The 25,843-nt window shown below is 63.0% G+C and carries 25 protein-coding genes and 1 pseudogene; 8 read left to right on the top strand and 18 right to left on the bottom strand.

Going from position 1 to position 25,843, the window contains the following annotated elements; translation table 11 throughout:
* Window positions 1-44: 44 nt before the first annotated feature.
* The 17 genes and pseudogenes from mdcH to pilG form a co-directional block, all read right to left on the bottom strand.
* Window positions 45-944: a malonate decarboxylase subunit epsilon gene (gene mdcH / locus C4J88_RS25375; RefSeq protein ID WP_124408402.1), complete on the bottom strand. Its 900-nt coding sequence runs from the start codon at window positions 942-944 to the stop codon at window positions 45-47.
* Window positions 941-1,537 carry a malonate decarboxylase holo-ACP synthase gene (locus tag C4J88_RS25380; RefSeq protein WP_124408403.1) on the bottom strand — a complete coding sequence of 199 codons (597 nt, stop codon included), beginning with the start codon at window positions 1,535-1,537 and terminating at the stop codon, window positions 941-943. The genes mdcH and C4J88_RS25380 overlap by 4 nt, the downstream gene beginning before the upstream one ends.
* Window positions 1,531-2,301: a biotin-independent malonate decarboxylase subunit gamma gene (gene mdcE / locus C4J88_RS25385; protein WP_124408404.1), complete on the bottom strand. Its 771-nt coding sequence runs from the start codon at window positions 2,299-2,301 to the stop codon at window positions 1,531-1,533. The genes C4J88_RS25380 and mdcE overlap by 7 nt, the downstream gene beginning before the upstream one ends.
* Window positions 2,298-3,140, bottom strand: a complete 843-nt coding sequence (locus C4J88_RS25390; protein ID WP_124408405.1) for a biotin-independent malonate decarboxylase subunit beta — start codon at window positions 3,138-3,140, stop codon at window positions 2,298-2,300. Before C4J88_RS25390 ends, mdcE begins: the two co-directional genes overlap by 4 nt.
* Window positions 3,133-3,432, bottom strand: a complete 300-nt coding sequence (locus C4J88_RS25395; RefSeq protein ID WP_124408406.1) for a malonate decarboxylase subunit delta — start codon at window positions 3,430-3,432, stop codon at window positions 3,133-3,135. Before C4J88_RS25395 ends, C4J88_RS25390 begins: the two co-directional genes overlap by 8 nt.
* Window positions 3,432-4,265, bottom strand: a complete 834-nt coding sequence (locus C4J88_RS25400) for a triphosphoribosyl-dephospho-CoA synthase (RefSeq protein WP_124408407.1) — start codon at window positions 4,263-4,265, stop codon at window positions 3,432-3,434. Before C4J88_RS25400 ends, C4J88_RS25395 begins: the two co-directional genes overlap by 1 nt.
* Window positions 4,266-5,936 (bottom strand): malonate decarboxylase subunit alpha, encoded by a 1,671-nt coding sequence (gene mdcA, locus C4J88_RS25405; RefSeq protein ID WP_124408408.1) that lies wholly within the window; start codon window positions 5,934-5,936, stop codon window positions 4,266-4,268.
* 155 nt (window positions 5,937-6,091) lie between these two features.
* The gene (locus C4J88_RS25410; RefSeq protein WP_124408409.1) at window positions 6,092-6,373 is read right to left on the bottom strand and encodes a DUF6124 family protein; all 282 of its coding nucleotides are present in this window, start codon (window positions 6,371-6,373) and stop codon (window positions 6,092-6,094) included.
* A gap of 597 nt (window positions 6,374-6,970) precedes the next feature.
* The gene (locus C4J88_RS25415; protein ID WP_124408410.1) at window positions 6,971-7,390 is read right to left on the bottom strand and encodes a hypothetical protein; all 420 of its coding nucleotides are present in this window, start codon (window positions 7,388-7,390) and stop codon (window positions 6,971-6,973) included.
* Entirely contained in the window at window positions 7,368-7,751 is a 384-nt protein-coding gene (locus C4J88_RS25420; protein ID WP_124408411.1) for a polymorphic toxin type 44 domain-containing protein, read from the bottom strand. The genes C4J88_RS25415 and C4J88_RS25420 overlap by 23 nt, the downstream gene beginning before the upstream one ends.
* 306 nt (window positions 7,752-8,057) lie before the next feature.
* Window positions 8,058-8,153: pseudogene (locus C4J88_RS28200) on the bottom strand (N-acetyltransferase); the annotation flags it as partial.
* Window positions 8,154-8,230: 77 nt separating this feature from the next.
* A complete protein-coding gene (locus C4J88_RS25425; protein ID WP_124364792.1) occupies window positions 8,231-8,686 on the bottom strand; it encodes a chemotaxis protein CheW in 456 nt (151 codons plus the stop codon).
* Window positions 8,679-14,492: an Hpt domain-containing protein gene (locus tag C4J88_RS25430; RefSeq protein WP_124408412.1), complete on the bottom strand. Its 5,814-nt coding sequence runs from the start codon at window positions 14,490-14,492 to the stop codon at window positions 8,679-8,681. The genes C4J88_RS25425 and C4J88_RS25430 overlap by 8 nt, the downstream gene beginning before the upstream one ends.
* 161 nt (window positions 14,493-14,653) lie before the next feature.
* The gene (locus C4J88_RS25435) at window positions 14,654-16,705 is read right to left on the bottom strand and encodes a methyl-accepting chemotaxis protein (RefSeq protein WP_124408413.1); all 2,052 of its coding nucleotides are present in this window, start codon (window positions 16,703-16,705) and stop codon (window positions 14,654-14,656) included.
* Window positions 16,702-17,226, bottom strand: a complete 525-nt coding sequence (locus tag C4J88_RS25440) for a chemotaxis protein CheW (protein WP_124408414.1) — start codon at window positions 17,224-17,226, stop codon at window positions 16,702-16,704. The genes C4J88_RS25435 and C4J88_RS25440 overlap by 4 nt, the downstream gene beginning before the upstream one ends.
* Window positions 17,227-17,238: 12 nt before the next feature.
* Window positions 17,239-17,604, bottom strand: a complete 366-nt coding sequence (gene pilH, locus C4J88_RS25445; protein WP_034116227.1) for a twitching motility response regulator PilH — start codon at window positions 17,602-17,604, stop codon at window positions 17,239-17,241.
* Between the two features lie 46 nt (window positions 17,605-17,650).
* Window positions 17,651-18,058, bottom strand: coding sequence for a twitching motility response regulator PilG (pilG, locus tag C4J88_RS25450; protein ID WP_124364796.1), 408 nt, complete (start codon window positions 18,056-18,058; stop codon window positions 17,651-17,653).
* 239 nt (window positions 18,059-18,297) lie between these two features.
* On the opposite strand from pilG, the gene gshB reads away from it, so the two are divergent.
* The 7 genes from gshB to C4J88_RS25490 all read left to right on the top strand — a co-directional run bounded on the left by gshB (window position 18,298) and on the right by C4J88_RS25490 (window position 24,382).
* Complete coding sequence (gene gshB, locus C4J88_RS25455; RefSeq protein ID WP_124368684.1) at window positions 18,298-19,251, top strand: glutathione synthase; 954 nt, start codon at window positions 18,298-18,300, stop codon at window positions 19,249-19,251.
* Between the two features lie 77 nt (window positions 19,252-19,328).
* The gene (locus C4J88_RS25460) at window positions 19,329-20,234 is read left to right on the top strand and encodes an energy transducer TonB (RefSeq protein ID WP_124405543.1); all 906 of its coding nucleotides are present in this window, start codon (window positions 19,329-19,331) and stop codon (window positions 20,232-20,234) included.
* A 188-nt stretch (window positions 20,235-20,422) separates the two neighbouring features.
* A complete protein-coding gene (locus tag C4J88_RS25470) occupies window positions 20,423-20,992 on the top strand; it encodes a YqgE/AlgH family protein (RefSeq protein WP_124408415.1) in 570 nt (189 codons plus the stop codon).
* Complete coding sequence (gene ruvX / locus C4J88_RS25475) at window positions 20,992-21,429, top strand: Holliday junction resolvase RuvX (RefSeq protein ID WP_003213744.1); 438 nt, start codon at window positions 20,992-20,994, stop codon at window positions 21,427-21,429. Before C4J88_RS25470 ends, ruvX begins: the two co-directional genes overlap by 1 nt.
* A gap of 148 nt (window positions 21,430-21,577) precedes the next feature.
* Window positions 21,578-22,084, top strand: coding sequence for a bifunctional pyr operon transcriptional regulator/uracil phosphoribosyltransferase PyrR (gene pyrR / locus C4J88_RS25480; RefSeq protein ID WP_124408416.1), 507 nt, complete (start codon window positions 21,578-21,580; stop codon window positions 22,082-22,084).
* A 25-nt stretch (window positions 22,085-22,109) separates the two neighbouring features.
* Window positions 22,110-23,114, top strand: coding sequence for an aspartate carbamoyltransferase catalytic subunit (locus C4J88_RS25485; protein ID WP_124364800.1), 1,005 nt, complete (start codon window positions 22,110-22,112; stop codon window positions 23,112-23,114).
* Window positions 23,111-24,382 carry a dihydroorotase gene (locus tag C4J88_RS25490; protein WP_124408417.1) on the top strand — a complete coding sequence of 424 codons (1,272 nt, stop codon included), beginning with the start codon at window positions 23,111-23,113 and terminating at the stop codon, window positions 24,380-24,382. Before C4J88_RS25485 ends, C4J88_RS25490 begins: the two co-directional genes overlap by 4 nt.
* A gap of 132 nt (window positions 24,383-24,514) precedes the next feature.
* Here the strand turns inward: C4J88_RS25490 and C4J88_RS25495 are convergent, their stop codons facing one another.
* Window positions 24,515-24,943 (bottom strand): NINE protein, encoded by a 429-nt coding sequence (locus tag C4J88_RS25495; protein WP_124368690.1) that lies wholly within the window; start codon window positions 24,941-24,943, stop codon window positions 24,515-24,517.
* Between the two features lie 249 nt (window positions 24,944-25,192).
* Here C4J88_RS25495 and C4J88_RS25500 point away from each other — a divergent pair, with 249 nt between their 5' ends.
* On the top strand, window positions 25,193-25,831 hold the full coding sequence (locus tag C4J88_RS25500; protein ID WP_124408418.1) for a C40 family peptidase: 639 nt from the start codon (window positions 25,193-25,195) through the stop codon (window positions 25,829-25,831).
* Window positions 25,832-25,843: the final 12 nt, after the last annotated feature.

The following is a 25,843-nucleotide window of genomic DNA, read 5'->3' on the forward strand; positions in this document are numbered from 1 at the left end:
ATCGAAATTGTTGTTGTTGTGCTTCGAAAGCCTTGGGTAGTGCTTTATCGGTGGCGGCGCTCCTCCTCTTCCAGCAGGGCCTGCAAGGTGTCCAGGCGCGCGCCTTCGCAGGCGATCACCGTGCCTTGTTCGAACACGCGGCGTGACAGGCCGGTGAGCACGGCGCCGGGGGGCAGTTCGATTTGCAGGCGCACACCGCGCTCATAGGCGCTTTGCACGGTGCCGCGCCAGTCGACGACACGGCACATGTTGAAAGCCAGGTCGTCGCAAAGCTGTTCAGGGTTGTGGATCGGCCGCGCGCGGGTGCTGCTCAGGTAGGTGATGCGCGGCGTCTTGAGCGGAACGAAGGCCTGGGCAAGGACCTTGGCGGGCGCGTCCAGCAACGCACAGTGGGACGGTACGCTGACGGCCAGGCGCCGGGCGATGCCGTTGCCTTTGATGCGCGCCGCCACCTGTTTCATCGCCTCGTCGCTGCCGGCGATCACGGTCTGGTTATCGGCGTTGATATTGGCCAGGTACACCGGGGTTTCGGCGCGGTGGATCTCGGCAAGGATTTTTTCGACGGTGGATAACTCGGGGCCTATCAGCGCGGTCATGCCGTAGCCCTGTGGATAAGCCTGCTGCATCAACTCACCGCGCAGGCTGACCAGCCTGACGGCGTCGGCGAAATCCAGCGCGCCGGCGATGACAGCGGCGGGATAGGCGCCGATGGACAAGCCCGCCACGTAATCCGGGGTGCGCTCCAACAGACGGGCGTGGGCGGTGCCGGCGATCAACAGGCACAGTTGCACGGCGCGGGTACTGGCCAGGGCTTGCTCCGAATCGAGCAGGCGTACGTCTTCGCCCAGCACATCGCTGGCTTCTTCCAGCACCGCTTCGGGCAGCGACTGGAGCATGCCTGGTCGCTGGGCACCCTGCCCCGGAAACACCAGCAGGCTGCTCATGCCACGGCCTGCCAGGGGTCGAGCACCAGGTGTGCGCCGCTGGCGGTTTTCAGCAGCACGCGAGGTGAACCGCTGGCCCATTCGCGCAAGGCGACGGCGCCGAACGGGGTTTGCAGTTGCAGGTCGACGGCGCACTCTGCCCTGTCCAGCATTGCCAGGAGGTCTTCAGCGTCATTGCGGGCCAAAGGTTCGGGCGTGCGCAGGAGCAAATCCAGGTCACTCTGGGCATGCAGCGCTTCAATCCCGCTGGCCAACTCGAAACCCGCGCTGCCTGTGACGCCCCACGTCTGCTGCGCCAGCACCGGCCGCAGTTGGTCGAGCGCACGCAACGCCGGTAAATCCCTCGGCGAAATCACCCCGCGCAACGCTTCCGGTGTCACCCGCCGCTGCACCGCCGCCAGCGGCATCCACCCGGCAAAACGTTGCTCGCGCGAACGCCCGCGCACGCCGACCGCCACATAACCCGCTTCGGCGATGGCGCGGCGCACCACCACCGGGTGGCCGGCACCGAGCGTCTCCCGCACCCAGGCCGGTGCGTCGGCGGGCACATGTGCCGGGGTCATGCCCCAGAGCAAGTCGTGGGCGTTCACCATTGCTCCCGCAGCAGTTGGCGAACGTGGCTGGAGGCTGCGCGATTAGTCGCGCCGAGGCGTCCGCTCAAATCGGTGCTGCCGACATCCTTGATCGCATTCATCAGGCAATCGCTGACTCGCGCCACATCGTCCGCCGTGGGCTGTTCAATCTGGCTGACCGACAAGGTTTCCCAGAGCAAGCCGAGGCTGGCATAGCTGTCGATGTCGTAGGCCATGGGCGGTACGCTGGCGGCCAGGGCTTCCAGCTCTTCGACGCTGCGCAGAGTCACCCGCGCCGCCGAAGCCTTGCCCATGGCGTGCACCATCACGCCGGGGTCACGCAGGGCGATCAGTCGGTTGGCCTGGTAACCGTGGGCCAGGAACGCACCGGACATGGCCTTGCCCACCAGCAGCGCAATCACCGGATGCCCGGCGAGACGGGCACGCGCGTAGCTGTCGGCAGCAGCGGCCAGGGCCTGATGGATGCCGAGCGCTTCTTCGCGACGGCCATAGGCTTGGCTAGGCACATCGACGATGGCGATGATGGGGCGCTTGTCGCCCCTCGCGACGGCCTCATCGACGGCCTTGGCCAGGCCCCAGCCTTCGAGCAGGCCGACTTCGCCATTGCGAGCCCGGGGGAAGCGGTTTTGCGCGTCCGTGACCACGGCGACAAAGCGCACCTTTTGCTCACCCAAGACCGCGTCGGCAACCCGGAGCGACGCCGGCAAACCTGCTACAGGCGCAGCGCCGGCGCTCAATGCGTTGAACCACTGCAAGCCTCTCATGAGCGTTCTCCTTGATACAGCTCGCGCACCGTCGCTGGGTCGATTTGCGGTACGGCGTCCAATTCGGCCAAGCGTGTGAGGTAATAATCGGCCTGGCGACTGCGTTGTTGCGCGGGCAAGCCTTGCTGCAACAACGCACTGACCGTCTGCTGGATCTGCGCCACATCATCGGCCACGTAACGGTCGGCCAGGCCGCTGTTGAAACGCTGTTCGCCGCCGGTGAGGCTCCAGATAAAGGGCCGGTCGCGCGAATCGTATTCTTCCAGCCCGGCTTCCTGTTCGATCACTTGCGGACCATTGAGGCCCAAGCGCGCTTCACGGGTGAGGACGAGGTAGCTGCACAGCCCGGCCGCGATGGACATGCCACCGAAACACCCCACGCTGCCCGCCACCACCCCGACCACTGGCTGGTACTGGCGCAGGTCGACAATCGCCGCGTGTATGTCGGCAATCGCGGCCAGGCCCAAGTTCGCTTCCTGCAGCCGCACACCCCCGGTTTCCAATAGCAGCACGGCGCGCGTCGGGATGCCGTTGCGGTTGTCTTCAGCCGCCAGTTCCAGGGCGCCGGCGATTTTTGCGCCGCCCACTTCACCGAGGCTGCCACCCTGGAAGTTGCCTTCAATGGCTGCAATCACCACAGGCAAACCGCCGATGCTGCCCTTGGCGATCACCACGCCGTCATCGGCCTGGGGCACCACACCTTGGCGGCTGAGCCAGGGCGACATGACGCGCTGGAAGGGGTCGATCAGTTCGCGAAAGGTGCCGGCATCCAACAAGGCCTTGGCCCGCTGCCGCGCACCCAGTTCGACAAAGCTGTGTTTGGCGAGCAAGTCAGTCATGGCCGATCTCCTCGAAGCCTTGCTCCAGGCGCAAGCGCACCACGCCGGGGGTGGCGCCGAAATCGTGGATATCAATGTTCAGGGCCGGTGGTGTCTGCTCCTGGAAGATGCGTTCGAACAGGTGCTGCCAGCGTTGTTCGGCGCCATTCACCGAGGTCTGTACCTGGATGGTCAACGTGCCGGCAGTGCCCGGTTCCAGCAGCGCCTCAAGGTCGCCGGAGCCGACGCACCCCACCAGCGCGCGGCCTTTTGCTGGCTGCCCGGCGGGGAATTCAAAGGATAAGGTTTCCATCACAACGCTCCGTCGAGGCGGTCGATAAACAGGCAGGCGGCCAACAGGTCGGCAGCGCCGCCGGGAGAGGCATTCAGGGCCAGCAGTTGTTGGTCCAGCGCGTGCAGTTGGCGGCGACCGGCAAGGGTCGCGCTGCCGCCGGCGTCGAGCACGGCCTGGGCGCCGCGCTGCATGGCCTGCAGGCCTTCCAGGCCGGCGCGGTAGAGCACGCAGGTGTCGGCCAGGTCGGTCATGATCGCGAGCAAGGCGTCCAGGCGCGCGTTCTGTTCACCGGCGTGTTGCTGGCGGCTTTTGTGCAATTGCGGCAGGCCGCGTTGCAGCACTGACGGGAAGCCCAGTTGCGCTTCTTCACGGGCGCCGCGTGCGCCGTAGCGCTGGGCGACCAGCGCGCCGTGGCTCAGGGGTTGCGGGGCGTAGCGGTCGTTGAGCAGGGCCAGCCTGGCGGCGGTCAGCGGTATGGCGCGGGGTTGCAGCGCTGCCGCCGCAGTCAGCAGGCCGAGGGCCCAGATCGCGCCGCGATGGGTATTCACGCCGCCCGTGGTAGCGAGCATCGCCTGCTCACCCTCGCGACCGATTCGCCCGAGGGCTTCACGCAGGGGCAAACCGACTTCACCGAACTCAAGCGCAGCCTCGGCCATTTCCTTGAACATCGGCCACAGCGACAGCGCCGACGCGTGCATCAGCCCCAGGTGCAAATCACTGTGGGCGCCGTTGCCGCGACGGTCCACCAGGGCCGGTTTAGGCGACAGGTCGGCTTCATCGATCAGCGCATCGACAGCCATATCCGCCAGGCGATCGGCCAGGCTCACTTCATGCAGTTTGAGCGCGCGCATTTACCAGCTCCTGAATTTGGCGGGCGGGTTGTACAGGCCACCGGACCACTCCACCAAGTCGGCCACGCTCTTGGCGGCCAGCAGTTCACGGGTGGCGTCGGTGCGGCGGATACCCAAGTCTTCGGGCAAGGCAATCAAGCCTTCACGGCGCATGCGCGCGGTGTCCTTGGGGTTATGGCGCAGGCCGATGGCGGTCACCCCGGCGACGGCGGCGATCATCGCCTGGCGTTCTTCCAGGGACCGGGCCTTGTAGAGGTAGGCGATGCCTTCTTCGGTGAGCAGGTGGGTGACGTCGTCGCCGTAGATCATGATCGGCGCCAGGGACATGCCGCTTTTGCGCGCCACTTCCACCGCATCGAGGGTCTCGACGAAGGTGGGCTTGCCGCCTTCCTGGAAGGTCTCGACCATTTGCACCACGAGCTTTCTGCCGCGCTCGAGCAGTGCGACCGGCGCATCGTCGTGGCGCATATCCAGCCAGGCCGGCGTGCCATGGCGGCGGCCGCGTGGGTCGTGGCCCATGTTCGGCGCGCCGCCAAAACCAGCGAGGCGGCCACGGGTCACAGTGCTGGAATGGCCGTCGCCGTCGACTTGCAGGGTGGCGCCGATAAACAGGTCCACCGCGTATTGGCCAGCCAATTGGCAGAACATGCGGTTGGAGCGCATCGAGCCGTCGCGGCCGGTGAAGAACACATCCGGGCGGGCGGCGATGTAGTTTTCCATACCCAGTTCGGTGCCGAAGCAATGCACGCTTTGCACCCAGCCGCTTTCAATCGCGGGGATCAGCGTAGGGTGCGGGTTGAGGGTCCAGTTGCGGCAGATCTTGCCTTTGAGGCCGAGGGATTCGCCGTAGGTGGGCAGGATCAATTCAATGGCGGCGGTGTTGAAACCGATGCCATGGTTGAGCGACTGCACATTGTGTTTTTCGTAGATGCCACGGATCGCCATCATCGCCATCAGCACATGCACCGGCTTGATATGGCGGGGGTCGCGGGTGAACAGCGGCTCGATGTAGAACGGCTTGTCAGCCACCACCACAAAGTCCACCCAGCTTGCCGGGATGTCGACGCGGGGCAAGTCGGTGACGTCGTCCACCAACTGGTTGACCTGCACGATAACGATGCCATCGCTGAACGCGGCCGGCTCGATCAGCGCCGGCGTGTCTTCGGTGCTGGCGCCGGTGTAGATGTTGCCGGCACGGTCGGCCATGAAACCGGCGGAGAGCACCACGTTGGGGATCAGGTCCACCACCAGCCGTGCGTAGAGTTCGATGTAGGTATGGATCGCACCGATTTCCAGCAGGCCGTCTTCGAGCAACTGGCTGATGCGCAGGGATTGGGTGCCGGCAAAGGAAAAGTCGAGCTTGCGCGCGATGCCCTTTTCAAACAGGTCCAGGTGCTCGGAGCGCCCGACGCTGGGCATGATCATGTGCAAATCGTGGAGCTTGGCCGGGTCAGCCTTGGCCAGGGAGCGCGAGAGGAAATCGGCCTGTTTCTGGTTGTTGCCCTCCAGCACCACGCGGTCGCCGGGGAGGATCAATGCCTCAAGCGCCTCGACGATCCGGTCACTGGGCAACACTGCCCCGTCTGCAAACGGTTTAACCAGCCCGAGCCGCCGCTGCTTCTCGTCGCGCCGCCGCGTCCAGCGCGAGTCGGGGTTTATTGTGGTTGTCATGGTCGCTCCACGGGGTTTGCTGTCGTGGGCTGTACCTTAGGAGTGATCCAGGGGGGCATCAATCAAGCTCAGCAGCAAACCGTTACGCCTGGAGTAACGAAGATCAACATGTGGGAGGGGGCAAGCCCCCTCCCACATTTGCTAGCTGGTGTCTATTAGATAACGGCCCCAAAAAGGGAACGATCGGTCCCTGTTTGGGACCTTTGCGCAGAAGGGCTGACCTGCTCCAGCGCTTGATCCACCAACAACTGCCCCAGCTCGGCCATTTGCTGGATCCCGAGCATGATTGCGCGCTGGGAGGTGTCCAGGTCGAATGCCAGGTTGCAGGTGAGTGCGTTCAGGGAGGACAGGGTTTCGCTGGCGTTGACCAGCAGGGTTTCGGTGTCTTGGTGAGGGGTTACGGTGAAGAGGGGTGGATTGGGGGTAGGTTTGATCATGATGAAACTCCTAAACAGTAAGTAAGGAGCGCCACTATTCGCTTGCACGCGAATGAGGGTGGCGACCGTGCGCAGGTGTGCAAGACCGGGCCTGTTTAGGACACCCAGCAGGTCCGAAGACCTCCTGCGCGCAGCCGCCATAAAGCAGCGAGCACAAAAAACGCCCGTTGGTTGGCAGGGCGTTTGTACGCCTAAACAGTTTCGTCGGACTTGCACGTCCGTGTCACCGTTTTTTGCGATGACGGGACGAAGACTAGGCGCGCGGGCTGCATGGGACAAGTTCATGCACGGCCCAAAATCTTGCGGGAAAAATCCGAAGTCCCGCCTATCTGATCGTTCCCACGCTCCGCGTGGGAATGCCGCCGGGGACGCTCCGCGTCCCGCCAGCCCGCGCAACACTAAAGCCCTTCGCAAGGGTGACGCGAAGCGTCACGGGATGCATTCCCACGCAGAGCGTGGGGACGATCACCGACAGTTGCTGAGACTGGCACCGCCATCGGGGGCAAGCCCCCTCCCACATTTGCTCAGCGGTGTCTGTGCGAGGCAGGGTCTGTTCAGGGCGCCCGGCAACCGCCATAAATCCCGAATTCGTTGGTGCTACAACTTCATGTCTATATTCACCGCGCCCAGACCTTCAAGCGAATAGCTGTTGTATTCATAAACCTGCCCACTAACCGAAAGATGAAGCACGCCTTCATGTTCGGCCACTTGGACGTCAGGCTCTCTGGTCTTCAGAAATGGACGTTTCGCCACCAACGCTGTCAGTATTTCCTCATCAGTGGTCATGGCGGCATTGACGTAATACCGATAGGAATACCCCACAGTCGCGCCCCCTCGCCCATCGCGCACCCCGTAGATCGAACCGCCGTTCTTCAAGGAGTACTTGAGCACCACCTGATCCAGCTCCGGCGCTCCGGGGCTCGTCAACCAGCCCGCCCCCAGGTACCCGAGACACACGACCAACAACACATTGCACGCACCTTGTACGGCCCATTTAATACCCTTGAGCTTTGGCATATTCGATGCCCTCCTTGATCCAGTGCTGGTCGCTATGGTCATCACCATAAGGCGCATCCCCCCACCAGTCGCCGAACTCTGCCCGAGACGTACCCGCTGCTTTTTGCGCTGCACCGGCGGCCCGCAACAGTACGCCTTCCGGTATCCCTAACACTGTCCCGGTAACGCCGTAGTTGAAGTTACCGAATGCCTCGTAGTCGCGACTTTTCTGTTTGTAATCCCAGGGGCCGCGCCCTCTGACCTGTGAGTAAAACCATGAGTAGCTGAACGCCGAGCCGGGCTTCAAATGCAGTCTGCGGTTGTTGGCCAAGGCGATATTGTCTTGCAGCGAAACGCCCGGAGGCATGGGAGGGACAGCCATTTGCGAATCCTTGCTGATGGGGTGGAACGCTAAAAACTAGCACTCAAAAATCAGCAAATATTCGTAGGCGATACGTATAGAAATTTCAGACGTTATATAAATCCCAACCCTACGTTGTAGCAGGGTGAGCATCGTACGCAGCCAGTGATCGAGCGGTTTGCGCGGATTGATTGAGGTCTGCAGACGAGCACAATCAGTGTGGGAGGGGGCTTGCTCCCGATAGCGGTGGTTCAGTGACAGTTGCTGAGACTGGCATACCGCCATCGGGGGCAAGCCCTAATGCCAGTCAGTTAAGGCGACACCGAACCTGTGGCGAGGGAGCTTGCTCCCGCTGGACTGCGCAGCAGTCCCATTGTTTGGGGCCGCTTCGCGCCCCAGCGGGAGCAAGCTCCCTCGCCACAAGTTAGTTCTCGCTCCTGCTACCTCTTAACTGACTGGCATTAGGGCAAGCCCCCTCCCACATTGGATCTGCGTAGGGCTCAGGCCAGTCCGGACTCGGCCAATAACGCTTCAAGCCCCATCAAGTCCGGCACCTTCGCCACATGTTCGCCCACCTGTACCGCTGCCAGCTCCAGCGGGCACAGCGGGACGTCCACGTAGCTCAGTTCGCTGTCGAGCTTGTACGAGCGCGGGATTCCCTGGATCACCAGCGCAATGAATTTCAAGGTCGGCCGCCCACCCAGCGCATTCAACACGACGATGCGTGAACGCTCGCCGGTCATGCTGGCTTCGCCGCACACGGCTTCGAAGCTGATCAAGGGGATTTGCCGATCGCGCCAGGTCACCTGGCGCAGGTACCACGGCGGTGCATCGCTGGCCGGTTCGCCGCGTTGGAAGTCGATCAATTCGGCTACCGCAACGTTGGGCACTATCAGGTGACGGTCAGCCAGCGGCAGCAACAGCCCGGTGAGTTGGCTTGCGCGATGGTCAAGCATGGGACTTGCTCCAATAAGCGATGCTTTCCAGCAGCACCGACTCCTGGTACGGCTTGCCGAGGTAGTCGTTGACGCCGATGGCCATGGCGCGGTCGCGGTGTTTCTGGCCGGTGCGCGAGGTGATCATGATGATCGGCAGGCGCATCAGGCGTGGATCGTTGCGCACTTGAATCGCCACTTCAAAGCCGTCCATGCGCGGCATTTCGATGTCGAGCAGCATCAGGTCCGGGGTGTGTTCCTCGAGCACGGCGAGGGCGTCGATGCCGTCCTTGGCGGTCAGCACGTTCATGCCATTGCGCTCCAGCAGGCGGCTGGTGACCTTGCGCACGGTGACCGAGTCGTCCACCACCAGCACCAACAGCGGGCGCTTTTTCAGCGGGTCGTTGAGGATCAGCGGCGCATCCACCGACTGCGCCGGCAACGCCGGTTGCCGCGCGCGGATATGCGCCAGCAGGTCGATGATCAACACCACCCGGCCATCGCCCAGGATCGTCGCCCCGGACAAGCCCTGCACGCCGGCAAATTGCGGCCCCAGGCCCTTGACCACAATCTCGCGGGTGCCGGCCATGGCATCCACATGTACCGCCACGTGCCGCTCATTGCACTGCATCAGCAACACCGGCACCGGCTGGTACTGGCCGAGCAGTTTGGGGCGGCTGACGGTGTGCAGCAGGTCGCCGAGGTAGAACAGTTCGTAGCCTTGGCCGGCATATTCATAGCGCGGCGGATCTTGCTGGTAGTGCCCCGCCAATTCATGGGGCGGCACGCGCACCAGGCCGTCGATGGTATTGAGCGGGATCGCATACTGATCGTCCGCGCACTGCACCATCAGCGCACGGTTGACCGACACGGTAAACGGCAGGCGAATCCTGAAGTGCACACCCACGCCCGGGATCGAGTCGATCACCATCGAACCGCCAAGCTGGCGCACTTCTTCGTGCACCACGTCCATGCCCACACCGCGTCCGGAAATCTGGGTGATTTTTTCGGCGGTGGAAAACCCCGGTTGCAGGATGAACTGCAGCACGTCGCGGTCGCTGATCTCTTGATTGGGGTCGAGCAGGCCGCGTTTGATCGCCTTGCGGCGCACAGCTTCGAGGGGCACACCGGCGCCGTCGTCGCGCATGTCGAAGACGATGTCGCCGCCTTCGTGGGTCAGGTCCAGGGTGATGCGCCCCTTCTCCGGCTTGCCGGCCTGCAGGCGCACCTCGCGAGACTCCAGGCCATGGTCGACGGCGTTGCGCAGCATGTGTTCCAGCGGCGCCGCCATGCGTTCCAGGACGTTGCGGTCCATTTCGCCCTCGGCATTGCCGACCACGAACTCGACGTCCTTGCCCAGCTCGCCGGCGACCTGGCGCACGATGCGCTTGAGGCGCGGCAGCATGCGTTCGAACGGCACCATGCGCGTGCGCATCAGGCCTTCCTGCAACTGGGTGTTGATACGCGCCTGTTGCTGCAACAGGTCATGGGCGTCCTGGTTGCGGCGCTCGAGGGTTTCCTTGAGGTCGAGCAAATCCGAGGCCGATTCGGACAACGCGCGGGCCAATTGCTGTAATTGCGAATGGCGATCCATTTCCAGCGGGTCGAATTCTTCGTAGCCCAGGCGTTCGGCCTCGGCCTGCTGGCGGCTAAAAAGCCGGCTCTGGGTTTCGGTGTCGAGGCGGCGCAGTTGGTCGCGCATGCGCTCGATGGTGGTTTCCACTTCCGTGAGCGCAGTGCGTGCGTCGTTGACTTGTTGCTCGATACGGCCGCGGAAGATCGACGTTTCGCCGGCCAGGTTGACCAGGTCGTCGAGCAGTTCGGCGGATATCTTCACCATGTCGGCGGCCGGATCAACCGCCGCTTCCGCCTTACCCACCGGCAATGCCACCGGCACTACCGGCTCATCGCTGGGGTGCACCAGGCTTCTGATGCGCTCGATCAGCTTGTCCACCGAGCCCACCGGCAAGCCGTCCGCCACCGCATCGATCATCTGCGCCAGCCGGTCGTGGCAACCTTGCAACAGCGCGAACAGTTCGGGCGACGGCGCGAGCAGCCCTGCGGACAGCCCCTCGTAGAGAAACTCCAGCTCGTGGGCCAGGTCGCCAATCGGGCCGATCTCGACCATGCGCGCGCCGCCCTTGAGGGTGTGCAGGTCACGCAGCAGGGTTTCCACTTCCTGGCGGTTGCCGGGTTCGGCTTGCCAGCGCAACAACGCGCTGCCGGAGCTGTCGAGAATATCGGCAGCTTCCTCGAGGAAAATATCCAGCAGTTCGGGGTCGGCACCCGGGGCTTCCGGTGATGCAACCGGGGCCGCCGAAAGGCTGCTGTGGCGCAGTTCGCGCAACCTCGCGACCAGCTCGGCGCTGTCGCTCAGGGGCTGGTGCTGATGCAATTCCTCCAACTGCAAGGCCAGGCGTTCGTGGCTAGCCATCAGCAGCTGGGACAGCTCGGTCGAGTAGCTGTAGCGGCGGTCTACCAGCCCCTCGTAGACACATTCCAGCTCCTGGGCCAAGTCGCCCACCGGGCCGATTTCGGCCATGCGCGCACCGCCCTTGAGGGTGTGCAGGTCTCGCTGTAACGAGGACAACGGCGCCAGGCCATCGGGCTCCAGCAACCAGCGCTTGAGGGACTGCCCGGCGCTGTCGAGGATATCCACCGCCTCTTCAAGGAAAATGTCGACGATCTCATCGTCCATCGCCGTGTGCCGGCTCAGCTCCTCGGTCGCGGCACCCAGCTCGGCGACACTCAGGCCACGGCTGCCGTCACGTTTGATCAGGCCGGTGGCGGAGGGATCGAGGGCGTCATCCAGCAACGCTCGCAGGGCCTGTACCCGTGCCGGCGCCGGGCTGATTTCCTGCCCGGCCGCCAGTTGGTCGAGCATATTGATCAGCGCTTCATGGGCCTGCTCGGCCTCCTGGAAGAACCGCTCGCTGACCGCCAGGCTGCTTTCTTCCACCGCGCCATACAGGTCGAGCAAGGCTTCGCACAATTGATCGATAGGGTGCAGGTCGGCGATGTGCGCGCCCTCGCCCAGGGTGGTCAGTTCGTCCAGCAGCGCGGTCAGTTCCTGGCGCTCGCCGGGGTGTTGCTGCCAGCGGCGCAGCAGGCTTTCGGCGTCGAGCAGGATGTCCATGCCCTGGGCCAGGAAGTTGCTGATCAACTGCGGGTCGCGCTTGACGCGCAGGCCGGTGCCGGGGGCGTTGAGCAGGTTTTCAAGCTGTTGGTCCAACAGGCCTTGGGTGCGCGTGATCAAGTCCGCGGCGCCCTTGATCGGCGCCAGGGGATCGCCGTTCAGATCACGCAATCCCTTTTGCAACAGGCCCTCGGCTTCCAGCAACAACTCGATTTCGTCCAAGTCCAGCGGCACACGGTGCGCCTTGTATTCGCGGGTCAGGTGGTCGAGCGGACGTACCAGTTCGGCAATCGGCAACACGCCGGCCATGTAGGCGCTGCCCTTGAGGGTATGCAGGGCGCGTTGCAATTCATCACTGACCTGCAGCGGCAGGTGTTCGGCGGCCTGTTGCAGGAACTGGTCGAGGCTGTCCAGATGGCTCTGGGCTTCATTGCGGAAGATCTCCAGCAACATCGGATCGTGGGGCTCGGCAACCGGTACCTGGGCGCCGCTGGCCAACCCGTGGGCGCGGGCAGCGAGGGCGTCGACCTCATCGCGCTGGCGCTGGTCGTCGGTGGCGAAGTCGGCGATCAACTCCGGCAGCAGCGCCACCGCGTCATCCAGCACCTGCTGCACTTCAGGGCCCATGGCCACGTTGCGCTCAAGCACGCGGTTGAGCAGGTTTTCCACAGCCCAGGCCAGTTCCGCCATCACCAGGGCGCGGACCATACGGCCGCTGCCTTTCAGGGTGTGGAAGGCACGGCGCATTTCGCCCTGAGCGGTTTTTTCCGTGCTGTCGGGCAGGTAACGGTACAGCACGTCGAGGACTTCATCGGCTTCCTCGAGGAAGACTTCGCGCAACTCATCGTCAATCGGCGCTTCGTCGGGTGGGGGCGGCTGCAAGCTCCCCGGGCGCTGCAGGGCCGGAGGGTTGAGGCGCGAGGTGGGACTGGCCAGCGCATCGAATTGGGACTGGCTTGGCGCGCTATCGCCGGACAGGGCACCGTCGGGGGCAACCAGTGCCTGGCGCCAGGGTTTTTCCACCGGCAGGTAGCCCAGCGCGCTCAGGCCCTGGGTGGCCAGTTCCAGCACCTTTTCCCCAGCGGCGTCGGGGTCCTGGAGCATGCGTTCCAGGTAGTACTCCAGGCTGCTGATCACCTCGGCGAAATGCGCCAACGGCGCTTGGCCGGGCGCGGTATCGTTGACCATCAACTGCTCATCGACGTAATCGGTACAGCCGCGCATCAAGCTTGCCGCGCGAGGCAGTGGAATCATCGCCAGGGCGCCGCGCACCTGGCTCAGCAGTTCCGGCAGGGATTCCAGGCGTTGGCGGTCCCAATCGGCCTCGATGCAATCGATCACCAATTCTTTGGCCTGGCGCAGGCACTGGCAGGATTCGCGGATCACCAATTGGTGGATCTGGGTCAGGTCGGTGGTCGGCAGACGGCTCTCTTCGCGGCTCTCCGGCTCCACCGTGCCGACCATCCCGGCCAACGTGGCTTCGACGTAGAGCAACGCTCCGGCAACGTCCATCAGTACGGCGTCACTGGGTTCGCGCTGGCCCTGCACCAGGCTCAATACCACGGCGAGTTGGTCGATGATCACTTTGCGCGGCTGGCCGAAACCGAGCACCGCCAGGGTGTCGGCGATCTGGCGCAGCGGTGCCAGCAGCGGGTCAAGGTCCTGGGTGTGCTGGCGGTCGCTGCGCACGAACAGATCGAGGCGTTCCTTGACCCGCACCAGTTCTTCGCACAAGGCGCCGAGCACCGAGCCCATGGCGTTGCGGTCCGGCCCGGCCAGGCGCGCCCGCTCGGCATCCACCACGGCACTGTCGGGCAAGGCCTCGTCCAGGCCGTAGCGCTCCTTCAAACTTTGCATGCGCGGCGTCGGCCGGGTGACTTTGGCGACGTAGAACAGCAGGCTCTTGAGCAACTCATCCGGCGCCGGCTGGTTGATCCCGACAATGCCCTGGGCCAGCAGGCGCTTGAGTTGCTTGCCGCTGGCCTTGAGCAGGCTGCGCAGTGCCGGGCTGTTGGCGATCACCCCGGTGAGCATGCCTTCGACCAACGCCGAGGTGACCTGCCACAACGGCAACAGCGGCGCGCCCTGGCACAAAGCTTCGAGGCGCGCGAACACCCGCGCCATGTCTTCCAGGTTGCTCGGGCCGTGGTCCTGGCGCAGCAACCCGGCCAGGGCTTGCTGCAGCAGTGCGTGCCATTGGCGCAGTTGTTGGTGAATGTCCGGCGGTGCGCGTTGAGCCAGCGCCTCATCGGGCAGCGGTGCGATCGTCAGCAGCTGCGGGCTGAACAGGCTGGTCTCCGACAGCAGGCTTTCACCGCGGGCGCTGCGCAAATCGTTGAGCAGCGGCAACACCACCAGCGGCAGGTCGCGACGGGCGCTGTGCACGCGGTCCAGGTACAGCGGCAGTTGGCCGAGGGCCTGTTGCAGCAGGCGGATGCTTTCGTCGCGCTGGCTGACCTGCCCGGCCTGCAGCGCGAGTGCCAGGGCTTCGATCTCTTCAGCCAGCAGAGCCGCGCCGTAGAACTCGACCATTTGCAGCGCGCCGTGCACCTGGTGGATACCGGCCAGGCACGCATCAATGCCGTCGCCGGTTTCAACATAAGCGTCCAGCGCCGAACGGGCCTGTTTCAGGGTTTCGGCAATGTCGCCCTTGACCCATTCGAGGGCCACGTAGTCGTGCCGATCAACCATAACTGCTCCGCTTAGAATTCATGAGTTGCTGGTGTTCTTGAAACCAATGGAGATCACCTGTGGGAGGGGGCTTGCTCCCGATAGCGGTGGTTCAGCTGATGGATCAAGTGACTGATGCACCGCCATCGGGAGCAAGCCCCCTCCCACATTTGGATCGCATTTCAGTCATCTGCCTGCTTGGCTGCCGGCAAGGTAAAACCTGACACCGACCTGCGCAACTGACTGGCCATCTTCGCCAGGTTACCAATACTTTCGGCGGTCGCCGTGGAACCGGACGACGTCTGCGTGGTGATCTGCTGAATCACATTCATGGTCAGGGAAATCTGCCCCGCCGACGAGGTCTGCTGCTGCGCCGCGTTCGAGATGCTCTGGATCAGCGCCGCCAGGGTTTTCGAGACGCCTTCGATCTCTTCCAGCGCCACCCCGGCGTCCTGGGCCAGCCGTGCGCCGCGCACCACTTCGGTGGTGGTCTGTTCCATGGAAATCACGGCTTCATTGGTGTCGGCCTGGATCGCCCGCACCAGGGTTTCGATCTGCCGGGTGGCGGCTGATGAGCGCTCGGCCAGCCGTTGCACTTCATCGGCCACCACCGCAAAACCGCGCCCGGCATCCCCGGCCATGCTCGCCTGGATCGCGGCGTTCAGGGCGAGGATGTTGGTCTGGTCGGCGATGTCGTCAATCAGGCTGACGATGTCGCCGATCTCCTGGGACGATTCCCCCAGGCGCTTGATGCGCTTGGCGGTGTCCTGGATCTGTTCGCGGATGTTGTCCATGCCGTGGATGGTGTTGTGCACCACCTCGTTGCCCTTGTTGGCGATCTCTACCGAACGCTCCGCCACCGCTGAGGACTCGGCGGCGTTGGCTGACACCTGGTCGATGGACTGGGCCATCTGGTTGATCGCGGTGGAGGCTTCGGCGATCTGCTGGGCCTGATGCTCCGAGGCCTGGGCCAGGTGCATGGCGGTGGCCTGGGTCTCCTGCACCGCGCCGGCGACTTGCCCGGCGGTGAGGTTGATGGTCGCCACCAGGTCGCGCAGCTGATCCACCGAATAGTTGATCGAATCGGCAATGGTGCCGGTGAAGTCTTCGGTGACCGAGGCCGTGACGGTCAGGTCGCCGTCAGCCAAGTCTTCGATTTCGTCCAGCAGACGCATGATCGCGTTCTGATTGCGCTCATTTTTCTCGGCGGTTTCATGCAGTTGGCGGTTGGTCTCGCGCACCATCACCAGGCCGATCAGGATGATCGACGCCAGCGCCAGCAGCCCCAGCCCATAGCCACCCAGGGTATCCAGGCTGCGCCCGCCGGCCAGGTTCTCAAAACCGGTGGCCAGGTGCGAGGCTTCATCGAGCAGGGTTTGCGACAGGTTGAAAATATTGCCCGCCGAAGCGCGTACCTGAAACAGCTGCGGCGAGGTTTCGAGAATTTCATCGACGGAACCCGAGACGAATTCGAACAGTTCGGCGATTTCCCCCAACCGGGCGCGGGCATCAGGGTCTTCGACCTGGGTGATGCGCAGGCCGGGGTTGCCGTTGAGCATGCCATTGAGCACCACGCCAAAACGATTGGCGTCGCGACCGAAGGCATCGGCGGCCTGCCCAGCGGTTTCGTCGCCGGCGAGCACGGTGTTGACCGCGCCCAGGATGCGCTCCGCCAGCAATGACTGGCGCTGGGCCAATGCCACCTGGCTCGCAGGGGCGCCGCGCTGGAGCAATATGTCGACGACTTTTTCCGACTCTATCTGCAACTGCGGCACGGTCTCGGCGAGGGTGGCGGCCACCTGGTGCAATGACAGCACGGTCTGTTCGCTGGCGAGAATGGCATCGGTATTTTTCAGCAGGGCTTCCCAGTCGGTCTGCACCGCACGCATTTCAGCGCGTACGGCGCTGGGTGCGGCCGGCAGGCCGGTTTGCGGGTCGCCTTTTTTCAAGTAGCCCCAGCGCTGGGCAAAGTCGTTGCGCGCCTCGCCCAGCAATTTGAACGCGGCCGCCTTGCCGGCGGCGGCTTCGGTGGCGTTCTTGGCAATGCGCTGGGACAGCACCCGCAGTTCGCCCGCGTGGCCGATGTACTGTTTGTCGTAGGTGGACTGGGTGTTGAGGTACGCGAAGTTGGCGAACAACAGCATGATGAACACGATCAGGGCGATAAACAGCACGATGATCTGCGAGCGGCTGCGCGAGGCGGCCTGGGGTTTGGGCGGGATGACGGTGCTCATGCGGCAACATCCATGAAGCCTGGAGCCTGGGCCAGGGCGAAGGGGCTGAAGACCTGCCACTGCGGGTCGCCATCGAATTGGCCCTGGATAAACGGCGCGCCAGCGGCGGTACTTGCCTGCCAGGCGTCCAGTGCAAAATGTTGCATGCCCACCACCTCGTCCACCAGCAACCCGACAAACAGCTCGTTGAATTCAACCACCAGCACCCGCCGTTGCTTGCGCGCCTTGGACAGTGCCTGGCCGAGGAACCCGCCCAGGTCCATCACCGGCAGCAAGCGCCCGCGCAGGTTGGCCACGCCCTTGACCCAGGGCTTGACGCCAGGCATCAGGGTGCAGCGCGGCTCATGCAACACCTCGGCGACTTCGCCCATGGGCGCCACAAACCATTGCTGACCCAGGCGAAAGCCAATCCCGCTCCAGCGTTGCAGGCGGGTTTCCTGGGACGGCAGGTCGGCGGCCAGCAGACGGCAGCGGCGGTCGATGTCCAGCAGCAGCTCAAAGGCGGTTTGCGACTCGGTCATGATGGCGTGCCGTCAGCCGGCCAGCACCTTGTTCAGCGTGGCGATCAGGGTTTCTTCATCGACCGGCTTGGTCAGGTAGTCCTTGGCGCCCTGGCGAGTGCCCCACACCTTGTCGGTTTCCTGGTCTTTAGTGGTGATGATGATCACCGGGATGTGCTCGGTTTCTTTGTCTTTGGTCAGTTGGCGCGTGGCCTGGAACCCGTTGAGGCCCGGCATCACGATGTCCATCAATACCGCGTCAGGTTTTTCCTGGCGGGCAAGCGCCACACCATCGCCGCCATTGGCGGCCTTGAGAACCTCGTGACCATGCTTTTCCAGCATGCCGGTCAGTTTGTACATTTCGGTCGGCGAATCGTCGACGATCAGAACACGTGCCATGGTTTTCCCCACTACATTGGTCGGCGCCGGCCCCTTTGAGGCGGCGTCAGTGTGCTTGTTCTACTGCGGCGAAGGCAGGCACATAGGCCTTGATCGCACCCAGCAGTTCTTCCTTGCTGAAAGGCTTGGTCAAAAACTGATCGACACCCACGATACGCCCCTTGGCCTTGTCGAACAGGCCGTCCTTGGAGGACAGCATGATCACCGGGATCGACTTGAACGCCGGGTTGTTCTTCACCAGCGCGCAGGTCTGATAGCCATCCAGGCGCGGCATCATGATGTCGACAAAGATAATGTGCGGGTGATGGTCCACGATTCGGGCCAGGGCATCGAAACCGTCGATGGCCGTGATGACCTCGCACCCCATGTTCTTCAACAGCGTCTCGGCGGTGCGGCGGATCGTTTTCGAATCGTCGATCACCATCACTCTCAAGGCGTTGGAATGCTGTTCCATAGTTGCTCTACCATCGCCACAGCGAATCGGTTTTCGGTGTGTGCTGCCTGATCTCTCACAGAATGAGCGCCACAAGCCTTGGAATTCAAGGGCTGCTGCGCCGTGGCAGTCTTTTTAGCACAGTCTCCGGGCGCAATCTATCGAGGCGCCCGCCTGGTGGTTTTTCCTTGACCCACAACAGCCGCAGCGCCACTCTGACGCCACTTTTATGCGCCCTAATTTGCTAGAGGAAATCCCCCATGAGCGTTCGCGTCGGCATTGTCATGGACCCTATCGCCAGCATTTCCTATAAAAAGGACAGCTCGCTGGCCATGCTCCTGGCCGCCCAGGCCCGCGGCTGGAGCCTGTTCTATATGGAACAGCGCGACCTTTACCAGGGCGACGGCGAGGCCCGTGCGCGGATGCGCCCGTTGCAGGTATTCGCCAACCCCGAGAAGTGGTTCGAACTGCAGGATGAAGTCGACAGCCCCCTGAGCGACCTGGACGTGATCCTGATGCGCAAGGACCCGCCGTTCGACATGGAATTCGTTTATTCCACCTACCTGCTGGAGCAGGCCGAACGTGCCGGCGTGTTGATCGTCAACAAGCCGCAAAGCCTGCGCGACTGCAATGAAAAACTGTTCGCCACGCTGTTCCCGCAGTGCACACCGCCGACCGTGGTCAGCCGCCGCGCCGACGTGCTGCGTGAGTTCGCCGCCAAGCACGGTGATGTGATCCTCAAGCCGCTGGACGGCATGGGCGGCACCTCGATCTTCCGTCACCGCGCGGGCGACCCGAACCTCTCGGTGATCCTGGAAACCCTGACCGCGCTGGGCACCCAGCAGATCATGGGCCAGGCCTACCTGCCAGCGATCAAGGACGGCGACAAACGCATCCTGATGATCGACGGCGAGCCGGTGGATTATTGCCTGGCGCGCATCCCGGCGGCCGGCGAGACCCGAGGCAACCTAGCGGCCGGTGGCCGTGGTGAAGCGCGGCCGCTGTCGGACAAGGACCGCTGGATCGCCGCTCAAGTCGGCCCGACCCTTCGCGAAAAAGGTCTGCTGTTCGTAGGACTTGACGTAATTGGCGAAAACCTCACCGAGATCAACGTCACCAGCCCGACCTGTATTCGCGAGATTGATAACGCATTTGGCACGAACATCGGCGAAATGCTGATGGCGGCCATTGAGCGCAAGCTACAAGCCAAGTGACATAGAACAGCCGGACATAAACCAACATTGCGTTATCATGCGCCACCTGTGAAACGCGCGATGTTGGTTTTCTTGTCATGACGCTCCCGTCCGAACTGCCCCCCGAACTCTCCCACAGCGGCGTGCGCCCGGCTGATCGGCTCGGATTTACCCTGTTCCTGGCAGCGCTGATTCACCTCGCACTGATCCTCGGCCTGGGCTTCACCATGGTCGAGCCCAAGCAGATCACCAAAACCCTGGAAATCACGCTGGCCACCTTCAAGAGCGATAAAAAACCCGAGAAGGCCGATTTTCTCGCCCAGGAGAACCAGCAAGGCAGCGGCACGCTCGACAAGAAAGCCGTGCCCAAGACCACCGAAGTGGCGCCGTTCCAGGACAACAAGGTCAACAAAGTCACCCCACCGCCGGCTCCCAAGCCTGAAGTCAAACAGGCCACGCCCAAGGCTGCCGTGACCACGGTTGCGCCCAAACCGCAAAAAGCCCCGACCCAGCGCGAAAAGACCAAGACCGAGCCCAAACCCGAGCCCGTCAAGCCTGCGCCAACGTTCGACAGCTCGACCCTGTCCGACGAGATTTCCAGCCTGGAAGCCGAACTGGCTCACGAACAGCAGCTCTACGCCAAGCGCCCGCGCATTTACCGCCTGAACGCCGCCTCGACCATGCGCGACAAAGGCGCCTGGTATAAGGACGAATGGCGCAAGAAAGTCGAGCGCATCGGCAACCTCAACTATCCGGAGGAGGCGCGCCGCCAGCAGATCTACGGCAATTTGCGCTTGCTGGTGTCGATCAACCGCGATGGTTCGCTGTATGAAGTGCAGGTACTGGAGTCGTCCGGCCAGCCCTTGCTGGACCAGGCCGCCCAGCGCATCGTGCGCCTGGCCGCGCCCTTCGCGCCTTTTACGGGCGACTTGAACGATGTGGACCGCCTGGAAATCATCCGCACCTGGAAATTCGCCAAGGGTGACCGCCTTTCCAGCAACTGACCGCCGGATCGTTCCCACGCTCCGCGTGGGAATGCTGCCCCGGACGCTCCGCGTCCTGTTTTAAAGCCGCGACGCTGAGCGTCACCGGATACATTCCCACGCGGAGCGTGGGAACGATCAGCACTGACCCTCGCCACCAGGAAACTCCCAGCTTGTCAGTTCGCCCCTCCAACGCCACACTAGTGGACATGAAAAATGTCAGCCCGACCTACCTCAAGCACCACTTCCTGATCGCCATGCCACATATGGCCGACCCGAACTTTGCGCAGACCTTGACCTACATCGTCGAGCACACGGCCAATGGTGCCATGGGGTTGGTGGTGAACCGCCCGCAGGAGCTGAACCTGGCCGATATCCTTGAGCAGTTGCGGCCGGAAATCGATCCGCCAGCCAGCTGTCAGGATGTGCCGATCTATATCGGCGGGCCGGTGCAGACCGATCGTGGCTTCGTGTTGCACCCCAGCGGGCCGAAGTTCCAGGCCACGGTAGACCTTGAGGGCGTCTCGCTGTCCACGTCCCAGGATGTGTTGTTCGCGATTGCCGACGGCGTCGGCCCCGAGCAAAGTGTGATCACTCTGGGATACGCCGGTTGGGAAGCCGGGCAGTTGGAGGCCGAACTGGCCAGCAATGCCTGGCTGACCTGCCCGTTCGACGCCGACATCCTCTTCAATACCGCCAGCGAACTGCGCCTGGAAGCCGCCGCCGCCAAGCTGCGGGTCAACCTCAGCCTGTTGACCAGCCAGGCGGGGCACGCCTGATGGCTTTGCGTCTGATCCTGGGGTTCGACTACGGCACCAAACAGATCGGCGTGGCAGTGGGCCAGGTGATTACCGGCCAGGCCCGCGAGCTGTGCACATTGAAGGCCCAGAACGGCGTGCCGGACTGGAACCAGGTTGAAGCGCTGATCAAGGAATGGAAGCCCGATGCCGTCGTGGTCGGCCTGCCCCTGAACATGGACGGCACGCCCAGCGAAATGTGCCTGCGCGCCGAAAAGTTCGCGCGCCGCCTCAATGGCCGCTACAACCTGCCCTTCTATACCCACGACGAGCGCCTGACCACCTTTGAAGCCAAGGGCGAGCGCCGTGACCGTGGCGGGCAGAAGGGCAGTTACCGCGACAACCCGGTGGACGCCATCGCCGCCGCCCTGTTGCTGCAGGGCTGGCTGGATGAAAACACCGCTTTATTTGAATCCTGACTGACGCGGCTTGCTGCTTTGCCGCTTTTGTAGGAGCGAGCTTGCTCGCGAAGAACTCACAGGCACCGCGTACATCCAGGCTTCACGCGTTATCGTTGACGTTTTCTCGCGAGCAAGCTCGCTCCTACACACTTAATGAGGAGCCACCATGAGCCTGCCCAATCCCGCCGAACTGATCAGCCAGATGGCGATACGCCTCAAGGCGCACCTGGAACACCGTGCCATCAACGAACCGCGCTTTATCGGCATCCGCACCGGCGGTGTGTGGGTGGCCCAGGCATTGCTGGAAGAGTTGGGCAGCGACTCGCCCCTGGGCACGCTGGATGTGTCCTTCTACCGTGACGATTTCAGCCAGAACGGCCTGCATCCGCAAGTGCGCCCCTCGCAGCTGCCATTCGAGATCGAAGGCCAGCACCTGGTGCTGATCGACGACGTATTGATGAGCGGCCGTACCATACGCGCGGCCATGAATGAGCTGTTCGACTACGGCCGCCCGGCCAGTATCACCCTGGTGTGCCTGCTGGACCTGGAGGCTGGGGAATTGCCGATCAGCCCGGATGTGGTCGGTGCGACGCTGTCTTTGCAAGCCCGCCAGCGGGTAAAATTGTCCGGTCCAACGCCGCTCGAACTCGAACTGCAAGACCTTGCCCTTTAACCCGCCTTGTAAAAGAGTCCCCGCGATGACGCCTCTAGATGCCAAGCGCCCGCTGCAGCTCAATGCTCAGGGTCAGTTGCAACATTTCTTGTCCCTCGATGGTTTGCCCCGCGAACTGCTCACCGAAATCCTCGACACCGCTGACTCGTTCCTCGAAGTCGGTGGCCGGGCGGTGAAGAAAGTCCCGCTGCTGCGCGGCAAGACCATCTGCAACGTGTTCTTCGAGAACTCCACGCGCACCCGCACCACCTTTGAGCTGGCCGCCCAACGGCTGTCGGCCGACGTGATCACGCTGAACGTATCCACCTCGTCGGCCAGCAAAGGCGAAACCCTGCTCGACACCTTGCGCAACCTGGAGGCCATGGCCGCCGACATGTTCGTGGTACGCCACGGCGACTCCGGCGCGGCGCATTTCATTGCTGAACATGTTTGCCCGAATGTGGCGATCATCAATGGCGGCGATGGCCGCCACGCCCACCCGACCCAGGGCATGCTCGACATGCTCACCATCCGTCGGCACAAAGGCAGCTTTGAAAACCTCTCGGTGGCCATCGTCGGCGACATCCTGCACTCGCGGGTCGCGCGCTCGAACATGCTGGCCCTGAAGACCCTGGGCTGCCCGGACATTCGCGTGATCGCGCCAAAAACCTTGCTGCCCGTTGGGGTCGAACAGTACGGCGTGAAGGTCTACACCGACATGGCCGAAGGCCTCAAGGATGTCGACGTGGTGATCATGTTGCGCCTGCAACGCGAACGCATGGCCGGTGGCCTGCTGCCGAGCGAGGGCGAGTTCTACCGCCTGTTCGGCCTGACCACCGCGCGCCTGGCCGGTGCCAAGCCGGATGCCATCGTGATGCACCCCGGCCCGATCAACCGAGGGGTGGAAATCGAGTCGGCGGTGGCGGACGGCCCGCAGTCGGTGATTCTCAACCAGGTGACCTACGGCATCGCCATCCGCATGGCCGTGCTGTCCATGGCCATGAGCGGGCAAACCGCGCAACGTCAATTCGAGCAGGAGAACGCCCAGTGAAGCTCAGCATCCTCGGCGCCCGCGTCATCGATCCGGCCAGTGGCCTGGATCGCGTTACCGACCTTCATCTGGACGCCGGCAAGATCGTCGCCATTGGCGCAGCGCCGGCAGGCTTTCTTGCCGTCGAGAACATCGACGCCAAAGGCCTGGTGGCCGCGCCAGGGCTGGTGGACCTTAACGTCGCCCTGCGCGAGCCGGGCTACAGCCGCAAAGGCAACATCACCAGCGAAACCCGTGCGGCCGCCGCCGGTGGCGTGACCAGCCTGTGCTGCCCGCCGAACACCAAGCCGATCCTCGATACCTCGGCGGTCACCGAGTTGATCCTCGACCGTGCTCGTGAAGCGGGTAATTGCAAAGTGTTCCCTGTCGGCGCCTTGAGCAAAGGCCTGGAAGGCGAACAACTGGCTGAGCTGATCGCCTTGCGCGACGCCGGTTGCGTGGCGTTCAGCAACGGCCTGGAAAGCTTTCGCAGCAGCCGTACCTTGTGCCGTGCCCTGGAATACGCGGCCACCTTCGACCTGACGGTGATCTTTCATTCCCAGGACCGCGACCTGGCCGAAGGCGGCCTGGCCCATGAAGGCGCGGTGGCCAGCTTCCTCGGCTTGCCGGGCATCCCGGAAACCGCAGAAACCGTGGCCCTGGCCCGTGATTTGTTGCTGGTGGAACAAAGCGGCGTACGCGCGCACTTCAGCCAACTGACCAGCGCCCGCGGCGTCGCCCTGATCGCCCAGGCCCAGGCGCGCGGCTTGCCGGTGACGGCAGACGTGGCGCTGTATCAGCTGATCCTGACCGACGAAGCGCTGATCGACTTCTCCAGCCTCTATCATGTGCAGCCGCCGCTGCGCACCCTGGCCGACCGTGAAGGTTTGCGCGCGGCGGTGAAGTCGGGCGTGGTCTCGGCGATTTCCAGCCACCACCAGCCTCACGAGCGCGATGCCAAGCTGGCGCCGTTTGGCGCCACCGAGCCGGGAATCAGCAGCGTCGAGCTGCTGCTGCCGCTGGCGATGACCTTGGTGGAGGATGGCTTGCTGGACCTGCCTACGCTGCTGGCACGGCTGAGCACCGGCCCGGCCCAGGCCTTGCGCTTGCCGGCGGGCCAGCTGGCGGTGGGTGCGGCGGCGGACCTGGTGCTGTTTGACCCGGCCAGCTCCACGGTTGTCGGGGAGCACTGGCTGTCCAAGGGGGAGAATTGCCCGTTCATTGGCCACAGCCTGCCGGCAACGGTGCGGTACACATTGATGGATGGGCGGATCAGCTACCAGGCCTGAAGCGGGCACGGTAAAAAATGTGGGAGGGGGCTTGCTCCCGATCGCGGTGGATCAGCTACAGATAAGCTGACTGATCCACCGCTATCGGGAGCAAGCCCCCTCTCACATTGGTTCTCTATTAGGCTTAAGCAATCAGCGCCCGTTGTTGCGCTCGGCATTGCGGATCGAAATCTGGCTGTTCAACGTCCAGAAGTCATACAGCACCCCCACCAGGAACAAACCACCGGTCAGCAGGTAGATCAGGCCGGTGATCCATTTGCCCTGGTACATCCGGTGCACACCGAACACGCCCAGGAACGCCAACAGAATCCAGGCCACGTTGTACTCGATGGGCCCGGCGGTAAAACGCAGGTCGGCTTCACGGTCCATGGCCGGGATCAGGAACAGGTCGATCAGCCAGCCGATGCCGAGCAGGCCGAAGGTAAAAAACCAGATCGTGCCGGTGACCGGCTTGCCGTAATAGAAGCGATGCGCTCCGGTAAAACCGAAAATCCATAGCAGGTAACCGATCACCTTGCTGTGGGTGTCTTGCTGCGAAGTAACCTGTTGATAGGTGTTCATGAACTACCTCTTTTCACTCAATAGATAAATTTGTTCATTTTTTTTGTGACTTTTTTACGAGCGCCCGACGTACGGCAAATGGTATCTTCCTGCCCTCAAAGCCTTATGCCGCCTGACTTGTGTCGGACAATTGCGACGAATCGTCGCGTTTTTGCTGAATTTGACCCCAAGGTTCAGTCGACAAACGGCCTGAGAACGACACCAAAACCTGTTATAAAGTTGCGCGCAAACCCATAAGAGCCACGCCTAATGCGACCATTTTTCAAGACATGGCTAACCATTTGCCTATTAATGCCACTGGCCGCCCACGCCACCAATCGTGAGCAACGTCTTCCAAACGTTAACGGTTTTACCCCTAAAGTTCATAGCACGCCCAGCACCGCCAAATCGGTAAAGCCGACTGTCAGCCGCCCGACTCAACTGAGCAAGGCCCACGGTAAAACGCTTTCCAGCCAACTGGCCGTGAATACCAAGCAAAGCAGCGATGTTCTCAGCCGTGCCGTCAACGTGCTCGGTACTCCTTATCGTTGGGGCGGCAGCAGCCCAAGTAAAGGGTTCGACTGCAGCGGCCTGGTGAAATATGCGTTCAACGATGTCAAAGCCGTGGATTTGCCGCGTACATCCAACGCCATGGCCGCCGGCCACGGGTTGAAAGTCGATCGCAAAGACCTGAAGCCGGGCGACTTGCTGTTCTTCAAGCTCAAGAGCCGCCAGGTTAACCACGTTGCTATCTATCTGGGCAACGACCGCTTCATCCACGCGCCGCGTCGTGGCAAGTCGGTGAGCATCGACACGCTGAAAAAGCCGTTCTGGGACAAGAACTACGTGATCGCCAAGCGGGTGCTGCCCAAAGAGCAGAACAGCAACCTGCGGATCGTGCAGCGCTGATTCCAGGCTGAA

This window comes from Pseudomonas sp. R4-39-08 (assembly GCF_003852275.1).
In the GTDB taxonomy this organism is placed as follows: domain Bacteria; phylum Pseudomonadota; class Gammaproteobacteria; order Pseudomonadales; family Pseudomonadaceae; genus Aquipseudomonas.